The organism is Nonomuraea turkmeniaca (assembly GCF_005889735.1).
Lineage (GTDB): Bacteria > Actinomycetota > Actinomycetes > Streptosporangiales > Streptosporangiaceae > Nonomuraea > Nonomuraea turkmeniaca.
In genome coordinates, this window is sequence record NZ_VCKY01000283.1 from 1 (window position 1) to 12523 (window position 12523).

13 protein-coding genes are annotated in these 12523 nt (G+C 71.2%); 8 read left to right on the forward strand and 5 right to left on the reverse strand.

What is annotated here, in order from left to right; all coding sequences use genetic code 11:
* Nucleotides 1–1072 (reverse strand): DEAD/DEAH box helicase (locus ETD86_RS47125; RefSeq protein WP_211370750.1); only part of this gene is annotated, 1072 nt, incomplete at its 3' end.
* Nucleotides 1073–1109: 37 nt separating this feature from the next.
* On the reverse strand, nt 1110–2402 hold the full coding sequence (locus ETD86_RS47130) for an acyltransferase family protein (protein WP_246149342.1): 1293 nt from the start codon (nt 2400–2402) through the stop codon (nt 1110–1112).
* 154 nt (nt 2403–2556) lie between these two features.
* On the opposite strand from ETD86_RS47130, the gene ETD86_RS47135 reads away from it, so the two are divergent.
* Both ETD86_RS47135 and ETD86_RS47140 read left to right on the forward strand, forming a co-directional pair.
* Entirely contained in the window at nt 2557–3807 is a 1251-nt protein-coding gene (locus ETD86_RS47135) for a sensor histidine kinase (RefSeq protein ID WP_138673147.1), read from the forward strand.
* Entirely contained in the window at nt 3798–4445 is a 648-nt protein-coding gene (locus ETD86_RS47140; RefSeq protein WP_138673148.1) for a response regulator transcription factor, read from the forward strand. The genes ETD86_RS47135 and ETD86_RS47140 overlap by 10 nt, the downstream gene beginning before the upstream one ends.
* Before the next feature lie 173 nt (nt 4446–4618).
* On the opposite strand, the gene mihF is transcribed toward ETD86_RS47140, so the two are convergent.
* From mihF to ETD86_RS47155, 3 genes are all read right to left on the reverse strand, one after another.
* The gene (gene mihF, locus ETD86_RS47145; protein WP_020547234.1) at nt 4619–4924 is read right to left on the reverse strand and encodes an integration host factor, actinobacterial type; all 306 of its coding nucleotides are present in this window, start codon (nt 4922–4924) and stop codon (nt 4619–4621) included.
* A 103-nt stretch (nt 4925–5027) separates the two neighbouring features.
* Nucleotides 5028–5432, reverse strand: a complete 405-nt coding sequence (locus ETD86_RS47150) for a GlcG/HbpS family heme-binding protein (protein WP_138673149.1) — start codon at nt 5430–5432, stop codon at nt 5028–5030.
* Between the two features lie 107 nt (nt 5433–5539).
* Nucleotides 5540–6832, reverse strand: a complete 1293-nt coding sequence (locus ETD86_RS47155; protein ID WP_138673150.1) for an ROK family transcriptional regulator — start codon at nt 6830–6832, stop codon at nt 5540–5542.
* Between the two features lie 23 nt (nt 6833–6855).
* On the opposite strand from ETD86_RS47155, the gene ETD86_RS47160 reads away from it, so the two are divergent.
* The 6 genes from ETD86_RS47160 to ETD86_RS47185 form a co-directional block, all read left to right on the forward strand.
* Nucleotides 6856–8082, forward strand: coding sequence for an MFS transporter (locus tag ETD86_RS47160; protein WP_138673151.1), 1227 nt, complete (start codon nt 6856–6858; stop codon nt 8080–8082).
* 248 nt (nt 8083–8330) lie between these two features.
* On the forward strand, nt 8331–9350 hold the full coding sequence (locus ETD86_RS47165) for a LacI family DNA-binding transcriptional regulator (protein WP_138673152.1): 1020 nt from the start codon (nt 8331–8333) through the stop codon (nt 9348–9350).
* Complete coding sequence (locus ETD86_RS47170; protein ID WP_138673153.1) at nt 9347–10261, forward strand: carbohydrate ABC transporter permease; 915 nt, start codon at nt 9347–9349, stop codon at nt 10259–10261. Before ETD86_RS47165 ends, ETD86_RS47170 begins: the two co-directional genes overlap by 4 nt.
* Nucleotides 10258–11076, forward strand: coding sequence for a carbohydrate ABC transporter permease (locus ETD86_RS47175; RefSeq protein ID WP_138673154.1), 819 nt, complete (start codon nt 10258–10260; stop codon nt 11074–11076). Before ETD86_RS47170 ends, ETD86_RS47175 begins: the two co-directional genes overlap by 4 nt.
* Nucleotides 11077–11085: 9 nt before the next feature.
* Nucleotides 11086–12393, forward strand: a complete 1308-nt coding sequence (locus ETD86_RS47180) for an ABC transporter substrate-binding protein (RefSeq protein WP_138673155.1) — start codon at nt 11086–11088, stop codon at nt 12391–12393.
* Nucleotides 12393–12523: ADP-ribosylglycohydrolase family protein (locus ETD86_RS47185; RefSeq protein WP_138673156.1), on the forward strand; the 131-nt coding region annotated here is incomplete at its 3' end. The genes ETD86_RS47180 and ETD86_RS47185, both read left to right, overlap by 1 nt.

Sequence of the window (12523 nt, forward strand, 5' to 3'; positions counted from 1 at the left end):
ACTCGCGGGCGCGCAGCCGGCGCACCTTGTTGCCGTCGTACTTGGACAGCGCCGTGAACAACACCGTCCTGATCGGCACGTTGACACCCACCCCGAGCGTGTCCGTGCCGCAGATGACCTTCAGCAGGCCCGCCTGGGCCAGCCGCTCGACCAGGCGCCGGTATTTCGGCAACATGCCGGCGTGGTGCACGCCGATGCCGTGGCGGACCAGCCGCGACAGCGCCCGACCGAACCTGGTCGTGAAGCGGAAGCCGCCGATCATCGCGGCGATCGCCTCTTTCTCGGCCTTCGTCGCCATGTTGATCGACATCAGGGACTGGGCCCGCTCCATGGCGGCGGCCTGCGTGAAGTGCACGACGTAGACCGGCGCCTGCCCGGTCTTGAGCATCTCCTCCAGCGACTCGTGCAGCGGGGTCATCCGGTAGGAGTAGACCAGCGGAACGGGCCGCTCGGCGTGCTTGACCACCGACGTCGGCCGCCCGGTGCGCCGGGTCAGGTCCCGCTCGAACATCGACACGTCGCCGAGCGTGGCCGACATCAGGATGAACTGCACGTTGGGCAGCTCCAGCAGCGGCACCTGCCACGCCCACCCGCGGTCCGGCTCGGCGTAGAAGTGGAACTCGTCCATCACGACCTGGCCGATGTCGGCGGCGGCGCCGTCGCGCAGCGCCACGTTGGCCAGGATCTCGGCCGTGCAGCAGATGATCGGGGCGCCCGGGTTGACGCTGGCGTCGCCGGTCATCATGCCGACGTTCTCCGTGCCGAAGATCGCGCACAGGTCGAAGAACTTCTCCGACACCAGCGCCTTGATCGGCGCGGTGTAGAACGTGCGCATGTCCCGCGTCAGCGCCGTGAAGTGGGCGCCCGCGGCGACCAGCGACTTGCCGGAGCCCGTCGGCGTGGCCAGGATCAGGTTGCTGCCGGAGACGACCTCGATGAGCGCCTCCTCCTGGGCGGGATAGAGCGTGAGCCCGCGCTCGGCGTTCCAGGCGACGAACGCGTCGAAGATGGCGTCGGGATCGGCATCGATCTCTTCGGGCAGGAGGTCAACTAGAAGGCTCACGGTATCTATCCTGCCGAAGTTTCCCCCGTGGTCGAACCCGTCTGGTTTACACCTGGGTCCGCGGCGCCGTCATGAGGAGCCCGCCGAGCACGGCCAGCACCGCGAGGAACGGCCCGCCGCCGGGCGCGAACCCGCCCACCGTCAGGGTCAGCACCCCGCCGCCGACCAGCGTCGCCGCCGCGAGCGTGCCGCCCCACCCGGCGGTGCCGTACGGCAGCGCGGGTGGCGTCTCGAACCTGGCGAACATTTTCGTCAGCGGCCACATGGCCAGGCACAGCAGCCCGAACCAGATCGGCCACCCGGCCCACCAGAAGGCACTGCCCGGCGCCGGCGTGTCGATGCCCACCAGCACCACCACCAGGCCGGTCACCACGAACAGGGCCGGCATGTGCCACAGGTACACCGTCATGATCCGCGGCCCCGCCCACGCCAGCAACCGGCCCGTGGGCAGCCGCACCAGCCACGGCCGCAGCAGCACGGCCAGCCCGACCTGCCCGGCGCCCACGGCCAGCATGGCCAGCGTGGGCGGCGCCATGTTCGACACCTCGGCCCCCGGCAGCCCGATCATGCTCCCCGGGTACGGCCCGTACGCGACCAGCAGCGCCGCCGCCCCGAACCCGCCGAGCGACAGTGCCCAAGAACAGCGGGGACGCCGCAACCGCCCCTCGGCGTAGAAGAAGCCGAGCTGGTGCACGGCCAGCCACACGAACACGACGTTCAGGTAACCCACGGCCTCGAACCCGGCCGAGAACCGCACCACGTCCGTCACGACCGCCCCGGCCGCCAGCGCCGCGGGCACCCGCCAGCCGTACCGCTCGTGCAGGCGCAGCGCGTACGGGACGGCCATGACGGCGATCAGGTAGACGGCGAGGAACCACAGCAGCTGGCCGGTCAGTCGCGCTCCCACCTCCAGCGGCTGCTCGGGCACCCCGAAGGTGAGCAGCACGTGGGGGAGCGGGATCCACACGGCCGCCAGCGGCAGCAGCGGCCAGGCCAGCCGCCGCAACCGCGCCGCCAGCCACCGCGGGGCGTCCGCGGCCGAACGGCCGAAGCTGATCGCGTTGGCCGCGCCGCCCGCGAAGAACACCAGCGGCATCACCTGGCTGAGCCACGTCACCACCCACACGCCCGGCGTCCCCAGCGCGTTGCCGGTGGTCAGCCCGACGCCGTCATAGGACAGCACCGGGATCGTCCAGTGCTGGAACACGATGAGCGCCATGCCCAGCACACGCAGCAGGTCGATGAACGGGTCCCGCGGCGCGGCGGTCGCCTGGGCGCGCGGCTCCGCGGCCACGGCCACGGGGCGGTCCAGCAGGACGGTCAGGGGGGCCTCGATCATGCCTCAAGGCTCCCGCCGGAGACGCCGCGGCACAGTGACGCGAGCCACCCTCTAGCAGCCGGATCACACCACCGGGGCGGGTAGGGCTGGCCCTACCCCCGCACACCGGTCCGCCTTCTCGTCACCCTCGTGGCGAAGCCCTACCGTGAACGTCATGCGCTCCCTGATGAGGCGTGTCCTCCTCGACACCCGCTACACGCTGGTCGGCTTTCCCACGGCCGTCATCTGCTTCGTCCTCATGATCGCCGGCTTCTCGGCGGGCGTGGGCACCGCGGTCGTGTGGATCGGCGTGCCGCTGCTCGCCGGCACGCTGCTGGTCGCCCGCGGCTTCGCGGACGCGGAGCGCGGCTGGCTGTCCGACGTGCTCAAGCGGCCCCCCGTACGGCCGCGCTACAAGCCCGCCCCGCCCGGCGCGGGCCGCTTCCGCCGGCTGGTCAACCCGATGACGAGCGGCCAGTCCTGGCTCGACCTGCTGCACGGCATCCTGAACTTCCCGTTCGCGATCCTGTCGTTCGTGCTCACGGTCGTGTTCTGGGCGATCCCCCTGGCCGGGCTGACCTGGCCGGTGTACGGATACATCCTCATGCGGATCCCCGGCAACGACACGGAGCTGCCCGAGCTGCTCGGCCTCGGCAAGGGCTACCTCGTCAACTCCGTCTTCTACCTCTCCGTCGGCCTGGTCTTCGCGATGCTCATGCCGATCATGGTGCGCGGAGCCGCGCTGCTCAGGGCCGGGCTCGGCCGGGCGCTGCTGACCGGCGTGGCCGAGCTGCAGGAGCGCATCGACGACCTGGCCGAGGGCCGCGCCGCCGCGGTGTCCGCCGAGGCCAACGCGCTGCGCAAGCTGGAGCGCGACATCCACGACGGGCCGCAGCAGCGGCTGGTGTCGCTGGCCATGGAGCTGTCCAGGGCGCAGCGGCAGCTGGCCAAGGACCCCGAGGCCGCGCAGGCCACGATCAAGTCCGCGATCAGCGCCACCCGCGAGACGCTCGACGAGCTGCGGGCGCTCTCGCGCGGCATCGCCCCGCCCATCCTGTCCGACCGCGGGCTCGCGCCCGCGCTCGCCGCCCTGGCCGGGCGCTGCACCGTACCCGTCGACCTGGACGTGCAGACCGTCGAGCGCTACCAGGCCGCCGTCGAGAACGCCATCTATTTCGTCTGCGCCGAGACCCTCACCAACGTGGCCAAACACAGCCGCGCCACCGTCTGCACGGTGCAACTGCAGCGGATCGGCGACGTTCTCATGCTCACGATCGGGGATGATGGGGTCGGCGGCGCGTCCGTCGCCAAGGGACACGGGCTCGCCGGGCTGGCCGACCGGCTCCGCGCGGTGGACGGGGAGCTGATCGTCCAGTCGCCGAACGGCGGGCCGACACTGATCGTGGCGGAGGTGCCGTGCGGGTAGTCGTGGCCGATGACGCGGTTCTCATCAGGGAAGGCCTGGTCAGGCTCCTGGAGGAGTTCGGCTGCGAGGTGGTCGCGACCGTCGGGGACGGCGACGCCCTCGTCGCGGCGATCGCCGAGCACAAGCCCGACGTGTCGGTGGTCGACGTGCGGATGCCGCCGTCGTTCACCGACGAGGGGCTCAGGGCGGCGGTCGAGGCGCGGCGCAGGGTGCCGGGCGCGCCCGTGCTGATCCTGTCGCAGTACGTCGAGGTCTCCTATGCCGACGACCTGCTCGCCGACGCCCGTGGCGCGGTGGGCTACCTGCTGAAGGACCGGGTCGTGGACGTCGAGGAGTTCCTGGAGGGCCTGCGGCGGGTGGCCGCGGGCGGCACCGTGTTCGATCCGCAGGTGGTGTCCCAGTTGATGGTGCGCAGGCGCAGGGACGACCCCCTGGCGCAGCTGACGCCGCGCGAGCGCGAGGTGCTCGAGCTGATGGCCGAGGGGAAGTCCAATCCGGCCATCGGGCGGCAGCTCGTGATCAGTGACGGAGCCGTGGAGAAGCACATCAGGAGCATCTTCAACAAGCTCGGTCTCTACGCGGAGGACGGCGACCAGCATCGCCGGGTGCTGGCCGTACTGGCCTACCTGCGTTCCTGACCCCTCGGGTGGGGATCCCTCGGGTGGAGGTCGCTCGGGTGGGGGTCCCTCGGCTTTCGGCCCGCCGGACGAGAGCGGGGGCGGCTCTCCGCTCTCCGGCCCCTCCTGGCCTGTCGACGAGGGGTGCCGGCCGGTCCGCGCGGCGTCGCGCGCGGACCTGGCCGCCCGGGGTTTTAACCGAGCGCCTCGACCAGCTTCTTGCGCTGCTGGGCGCCCAGGCCGCCGAGGCGGCGCTTCTCGTCGACGCCCGCCTCCTCCATCAGCGCGGTGGCCTTGGCCGGGCCGACGCCCTTGACGGCACGCAGAGCCTGCGACACCTTGATCTTCTTCGCGATGTCGTCGTCACGCTCCAGCAGCTGCGAGAACGTCAGCTCGCCGGCCTTGACCTTCGCCAGCAGGGCCGTGCGGGCGGCGCGGGCCTCCGCGGCCTTCGCCAGAGCCGCCTGCCGCTGCTCGGGGGTGAGAGTGGGAAGTGCCATCTCTGTTCTCTCCTCGGGGAGTTTACGATCGGGATTCTGTTACCCGTGGTGCAGTGGCTAATCATGGCGGATACCAGCGGTGTTTGTAGCGGAAAGCGCTCGCTCACCGTGTCCGCCACACCACCGCGGCCGCTTCGGCGCACGCCACGTCCTGCGCGACCGTGCCTCCGCTGACTCCTATGCCGCCGACCACGCGTTCTCCCTCACCGTAGTCCGCCCACAGCGGGATGCCACCTCCAACGCCGACAAATCGCTCCGCCGGCAGGCCCGCCAGCTCCCCGCCCCGGGCCATGTGCCTGGCCACGTCGGCGGTGTCCCTGCGCAGGGCCACCGAGGTGTACGCCTTGCCCGGCGCGAGCACCGGCCCCGAGATCTCCGCACCGTCCATACGCTGGAAAGACACCAGATTTCCGCCCTCGTCGACGATCGCGACGGAGATCGACGCGCCCTCCCTGTTCGCCTGCCTCACAGCGGCCTCGGTCATGCGGAGCGCGAGCTCAAGATTCACGCGTCTCGTCCCTCAGGTCATGATTCTTCCGCGCATCGGACCCTTCCATGGGTACAGGCCCGTGGCGCACCTCGGCAAGATCGCTCAGTGACAGGGGGCGCAGTCTGTTATGGCGGGCTTTCCACCGGCAACGTGGAATTCATCACATTTCGCCCGTCGGGCGTGTCGCGGCCCTGGTCAGGGTGGTGTGCGCGCCATTGGTCGAGGCCCTCCGGAGTGAGAAAGGCGTCGAAGACCGACTCCATGGCGCCCAGGAGCGAGCCGCGCCAGCCCAGGGCCGAGCCCTCGACGCGGGGTGGCCGGTCGCGGCGGATCGCCATCAGGCCCGGCTCGCAGGCCGCCATCAGGGCGTCCCCGGCCCGCTCGAACAGCTCGACGCCGTGGCCGGACAGGGTGACCGCCTCGGGGTCGTGGGCGTTGACGAGGGCGGCGATGCCGCGGCCCAGGGCGCGCGCGTTCGCGGCCACCGCCTCCCGGCTCGTGGCCAGCACGTGCTCGGCCTGCTCGCGGCCCCGGCCGCCGCCGTAGGCCAGGCCGACGTGGCGCAGCAGGGCGTTCGCGCCGACGTCCATGCCCCAGCAGCCGATCGCGCCGCACATGCAGAGGCGGTCGCCGCCGGTGAGCGGCATGTGCCCGAACTCGGCCCCGGTGCCGCTCGCCCCGCCCAAGGGCCTGCCGTCCACGACCAGCACACCGCCCAGGTCGAAGTCCACGTGCAGGTGCAGCCCGACCCGCACCCCTTGCAGCCGCCCCCGCCGCGCCTCGGCGAGCGCCGCGAACGCGGTGTCGTTACCCACGACCAGCGGCATCCTGCCGCCCGCCGGGCCCCGTCCGTCCCCAGCCTCGGTCGAGGGGGTGCCGTGGGCGAGCGGTGGAGCCAGGCCGAGGAGGTGCGGGACGTCGACCGAGCGCCAGCTCAGGTGGGCGATGTCCACCAGGCCGCCGTGGCCGACCGGGCCGGCGAGGGCCACCCCGACCCCGATCACCCGGTGCCCGAGTCGCTCACGTTCGGCGGCGACGGCCTCGCCCAGGGGGCCGAGCGTGTCCTCCGGCGTTCCGTCGTGCGGGCGCACGGCCAGGACCGTCACGCGCCCGCCCAGCTCGCAAGCCGCCAGCTCCCAGGCGTCCTCGCGTACGTCCACGGCCAGGGCGACCGGGCCGCGGGGGTGGGGTCCCGGAACCTGCGTGGGCCGGCCCCGCGCGTGCTCGGGGGCGGGCTCCTCGTGCAGCAGCTCGTCCGCCACCAGTCCCGCGACGAGCACGGACGCCGTCCCTCGCGCCAGCCGCAGGTCGCGGGTCAGCTGTGACCGGGTGCGGGCGGCGCCGCAGTCGTGCACGGCACGCAGCAGCCGGACCCGGTTGTGCGACCGGAGTTCGCCACTGGTCGTAGCTCCATTCACGGAACACAGTTTATGCTCTAGCCGTGAACAAAAGCCTCATTGATGCCAGACGCGCCCGTGTCGGAGTTTTCGGATTCTTCTTCCTTGCCGGTCTCGTGATGGGTCTGTGGGCGGCCGGGTTGCCGTCGTTGAACGACCGGCTCGACCTCGGTCCTGCCCGGCTGGGCAGCGTGCTGCTGCTGATCTCGGGCGGGGCGCTGGCGTCGATGCTGGCGGCCGGGCCGCTGGTGGACCGGTGGTCGAGCCGGCGGGTGTGCTGGATCGCCGGGCCCCTCTCCGGCCTGGTGCTGCTCGGTCCGGCGCTCGCGCCCTCGTACGGGGCCTTGGCGGTGCTCGCGGTCGTGTTCGGGATCGGGCTGGGGGTGACCGAGGTCGCCATGAACGCCCACTCCGTCGAGGTCGAGCGCCGCTACGGGCGGCCGATCATCTCGGCCTTCCACGGGACGTGGAGCCTCGGCGGCGCCGCCGGAGGCGCGCTCACCTCGCTGATCCTGCGGGCCGGCGTCGACGCCCAGATGCTGCTGGTGGTGGCGGCGGTGGTGGTGCCGTTCCTGTACGTTCCCGCGGCGCGGCTGCTGCTGCCCGACCCGCCCGAGCAGACCTCGTCCGAGTCCGGTGCCGGGCAGGAGGGCTCTTCGCTGGGATGGGGGCTGATCGCGCTGCTCGGACTGGCCGCGTTCGCCGGGCACCTGAGCGAGGGGGCGGCCATCGACTGGGCGGCGCTGCACGCCCGGTGGGTGCTCGAGACCGACCCGGCCGCGGCGCCGCTGGCCTACACGATCTTCTCGGTGGCCATGACGACCGTGCGGCTGCTGGGGGACCCGATCAGGGCCCGGCTCGGATCGGTGCGCACCATCCAGCTGGCCGGGCTGTTCGCGACCGTCGGGTACGTGCTCGTCCTCGTCGCGCCGCTGACCGGCGAGGCGCTGCGGGTGGCGTGCGCGTGGACCGGGTGGGCGCTGGCCGGGGTGGGGCTCGCCACCGTGGTGCCGGTGCTGTTCAGCGCGGTGGGCGCGGCCGGCGGCCGGGTCGGGCGGGCGTTGGCCATGGTGACGGCCTTCGGCTACACGGGGTTGCTGCTGGGGCCCGCCGTGCTGGGGTACGTGGCGGAGATGTCGTCGCTGCCGGTCGCGCTGATCATCCCCGCGGTGCTGGCCGCCGTGGTGACACTCGCCGGCATGCCCGCCATCCGCTCCCTGCTCCGCCACTCCACTCCCGCCGCTCCGACCCCCGTGCCGGTCCGCGACTGATCTCTTCCAGCGCTCCCTCCACCGCGCCGCGCACCCGGCCGGTCGCCACATGGTCGGCGGGCATGGCATGAACGACCGCCAGCGCCCCGCCGCCCAAGGGGAACGTGCGCGCCTTGCCTCTTGGGCCCTGGCCTGGTGTTATGTGATCGTGACTTGACCTGCAAGTTACATGCAGATTTCATATGGCCACACCGTAAACGTTTACAGGGCGGGGCTTCGTAAACGTTTACACCGATGGAAGGACTCCCGTGGCCGACGGACCCACGATCAACACGATCGCCGAGCGTGCCGGTGTCTCGATCGCCTCCGTCTCGCGGGTGCTGAACGGCCTGCCGACCAGGCAGGACACCGTGCGCAAGGTGATGGCTGCGGCCGACGAGCTCGGTTACGTGCGCAACGCCGTGGCCAGGTCGCTCAAGTCCCGCCGCACCCACCAGGTGGCCTTCGCCATGGCCGACGTGGGCAACCCCGCCTACCTGGCGATGTTGCGCGAGATCCAGCCGGTGCTCAAGGCCGCCGGATACCGGCTCGTGCTGCACTCCACCGACGCCGTCGTGGCCGACGAGATCGACGTGCTGCACAGTCTGGGCGAACGGTACGTGGACGGGCTGATCATGAGCCCGCTGCGGGTCACCGAGGCCCACCTCGAGATGCTGGCCGCCGCGAGGGCTCCCGTCGTGATCATCGGCTCGGTGCCGGAGGGCACGCGGGTGGACAACGTACGGGCCGACTCGCGCACGGGCGTCAAACTCGCCATCGACCATCTGCACGAGCTGGGCCGCCGCCGCATCGGCATGATCAACGGCCCGCTCGACACGGTGCCCGGCGCCGCTCGCGGGGCCGCGTACCGGGAGGCGCTCGGCGACCTCGGCCTGCCCTACGACGAGGACCTCGTGCAGATCGGCGACTTCTACCGCGCGGAGGGGGCTCGCGCGGTGGGAGAGCTCCTCGCCCGGGTCCCCGACGTGGACGCGCTGATGTGCGCCAACGACCTGATCGCCCTGGGCGCGCTCGACGTGCTGCGGGCCGCGGGTCGCCGGGTGCCCGACGACGTGGCGGTGGTCGGCATGGACGACACCGACCTGGCCGCGGCCTCCTGGCCGTCGCTGACCAGCGTCTCGCTCGGGTCGGCCGAGCGTGGCAAGGCCGCCGCCGAGCTGCTGCTCGACCGGCTGCAGGGCGGGGACCGCGAGCCGAGGGTGGTCACCGTGCCGCCCCGCCTCGTGATCCGCGCCTCCACGCGCCAAGAGGAAGGGAGCCCGGCGTGACGGCGACCGCGACCAGGCCCGCGCGGCCGCGCCGCCCGCACGCGCGGCCCAAGGGCATCTCCCGCAGGACCCGCGAGATGTGGTTGCTCATGCTGCCCGCGCTGGTGCCGGTGCTGCTGTTCAGCGTGGGCCCGCTGCTGTACGGCATCGGCCTGGCGTTCACCGACGCCCGCAACACCCGCAACCACGAGACGAGCTTCGTCGGCTTCGAGAACCTCGTCGAGCTGCTGAGCGCGGCCGACTTCTGGTCCTCCTTCCGCATCGGCATGATCTGGGCCGTCTCGGTGACCGTGTTGCAGTTCGTGGCCGCGCTGGGACTGGCGTTGCTGCTCAACGAGAACCTGCGGTTCAGGGGCGTGGCCCGGGTGCTGGCGGTGGTGCCGTGGGCGATGCCGCCCGTGGTCATCGGCCTGATGTGGCGGCTCGTCTACCACCCCGACGCGGGCATCTTGAACAGCCTGCTCGGCACGGAGATCAACTGGCTGGCCGACTTCTCGCTCGCGCTGCCCGCGATCATCGTGGTCGGCGTCTGGACCGGCATGCCGCAGACCACGGTCGTCCTGCTGGCCGGCCTGCAGGGCATCCCCAAGGAGTTGTACGAGGCCGGCGAGGTGGACGGCGCGAGCCGCTGGCGGCGGTTCTGGAACATCACGCTGCCGCAGCTGCGTCCGGTGATCGTGGCGATCACCTCGCTCGACTTCGTGTGGAACATCAACCAGTTCGGCCTGGTCTACGTGCTCACGCAAGGCGGGCCCGGCGGCCAGACCCGGCTGCCGATGTTGTTCGCGTACGAGGAGGCGTTCCGTTACAGGTTCGCCGGCTACGCCTCGATGCTGGGCCTCGCCATGGCGATCGTCGTGCTGGCGGTGCTCGGCCTGTATCTGTGGCGCCAGATGAGGGAGACCCGATGAGACGCGCGTCGCAGTACGCCGCGCTGGCCGCGTACATCGTCTTCCTGGCCTTTCCGCTGGTCTGGCTGCTGTCCACGGCGTTGAAGACGCCGCAGGAGATGGCGCTGGCCGACCCGACGTGGATCCCGCGCGAGCCGACGCTGGCCAACTTCACCGACGCGTTCGGCGAGCAGGACCTCGTCGGCGCGGCCGTGCGCAGCCTGGGGGTGGCGCTGGCCAGCAGCGTGATCACGGTGCTGATCTCGCTGCCCGCCGCGTACGCCATGGCCCGCTACCGCGGCCTGGTCAACCGGATCGCGATCGGGTGGGTGCTGGTCAGCCAGGTGTTCCCGTTCATCCTGATCATCATCCCGCTCTTCATGATCCTGCGTGACCTGGAGCTCGTGAACACACTGCCCGGCCTGGTGGTCGTGCACGTGACGTTCACGTTGCCGTTCGCGCTGTGGATGTTGCAGGGGTACGTGCGCGCCGTGCCGCCCGAGCTGGAGGAGGCCGCGGCCGTGGACGGCGCGACCCGGCTGCGCTCGATCGTCAAGGTCGTGGCGCCGCTGCTCGCGCCGGGTGTGGTGGCCACGCTGCTGTTCGCGTTCATCTCGTCCTGGAACGAGTTCATGTTCGCGCTCGTCATCCTGCAGAACCCCGACGTCATGACGCTCCCGCTCACGCTGGTGAGGTTCACCGGCCCGGAGGGGGTGGCCAGGCTCGGCCCGCTGGCCGCGGCGTCGCTCATGGCGACGATCCCGAGCCTGATCTTCTTCGCAATCATCCAGCGGCGATTGAAGTCCGGCCTGATGGCCGGCGCCGTCAAGGGCTAGGAGGCTCACATGCGAATCAAGTCCGCTCTGGCGGCCGCGGCGGTCGTCGCGCTCGCCGCCGCGTGCGGCAGCGGAGGCGGCGGCGGATCCTCGTCCTCCGCCCCCAGCGAGCCGGTAAAGATCAATTTCCTCAGCCTGGCGTGGCAGAAGGAATCCGTCGCCGCGAACAAGCAGCTCGTGGACGAATGGAACAAGGCCAACCCGAACATCCAGGTCACCTACGTCCAGGGCAGCTGGGACAACGTCAACGACCAGCTGGTCACCCAGTTCACCGGCGGCACCGCGCCCGACGTCATCCACAACGACTCGCCCGCGCTGTCCGGCTTCGCCACCGACGGCTACCTGCTGGATCTGAAGGACAAGCTCCCCGCCGAGCTGAAGAGCGACATCCCGCAGGCCGCCTGGGACACCGTCACCTTCGACGGCGGCAAGGGCGAGCAGGGGATCTACGGCGTACCGTTCCTGCAGGAGTCGCAGGTCATCATCGCCAACAAGAAGCTCCTCGAGGCCTCCAAGGTCCGCGTCCCCACCGCGGACAACCCCTGGACGTGGGACGAGTTCTCCGAGGCCGCCAAGAAGATGACCAAGGACGGCGCGTTCGGCGTGGCCTGGCCGATGAAGTCGCCGGTCAACAAGACCCTCAACCTGGCGCTCACCTACGGCGGCACGTTCTTCCAGACCGCCGAAGGCAAGACCACGGTCAAGGTCGGGCCCGAGGAGCGCGAGGTGCTCCAGCGCATCCACGACCAGCTCTACAAGGACAAGTCGGCCGACCCGGCGGCGCTCGGCCAGGGCACCGCGGACCCGCTGCCGGCCTTCTACAAGGGCAAGTTCGCCATGCTGCCGGCCGGCGTGTTCCTCCGCCAGCAGGTCGCCGAGCAGGCGCCCGACGGGTTCGAGTGGGTCACGCTGCCCGGGCCCAAGGGCACCACGGCCCAGCAGGGGGCGGTCTCGCAGACGCTGTCGATCGCGCAGGACAGCAAGCATGCGGACGAGGCCATGAAGTTCATCGCCTTCTTCCTGAACGGCCCCAACCAGGCCAAGCTCGCCAAGGGCGACTGGCTGCTGCCGACCTCCCAGTCGGCCGCCGCCGACCCGGCGATGACCACCCAGGACAACGGCTGGGACGTGGCCACCGCCTCCGCCAAGAACCTCGTCGTCGCCCCGTTCCTCAAGGTGAACGGCTTCGACGAGTGGAAGAACAAGGTCGCCACGCCCGTGCTGCAGGAGTTCTACGCCAACAAGATCACCATCGATGAGGTGGCCAAGCGGCTCGTCGACGAGGGCAACAAGGTGCTGGAGCGGTACCAACGGTGATGTCTCATCGGGACGGGGCCCGGGGGTGCCTGCTCGGCCTCGCGGCCGGCGACGCCCTCGGGGCCCCCGCCGAGAACCTGTCGCCGGCGGAGATCCGGCGGCGGTGGGGGCGGCTCACCGAGATCGAGGG

Bases quoted from the DNA above. Each gene is read 5' to 3' on its own strand.
- ETD86_RS47130 (WP_246149342.1), bottom strand. From the start codon at position 2,402: ATGATCGAGGCCCCCCTGACCGTCCTGCTGGACCGCCCCGTGGCCGTG.
- ETD86_RS47175 (WP_138673154.1), top strand. From the start codon at position 10,258: ATGAGACGCGCGTCGCAGTACGCCGCGCTGGCCGCGTACATCGTCTTC.
- ETD86_RS47135 (WP_138673147.1), top strand. From the start codon at position 2,557: ATGCGCTCCCTGATGAGGCGTGTCCTCCTCGACACCCGCTACACGCTG.
- ETD86_RS47180 (WP_138673155.1), top strand. From the start codon at position 11,086: ATGCGAATCAAGTCCGCTCTGGCGGCCGCGGCGGTCGTCGCGCTCGCC.
- mihF (WP_020547234.1), bottom strand. From the start codon at position 4,924: ATGGCACTTCCCACTCTCACCCCCGAGCAGCGGCAGGCGGCTCTGGCG.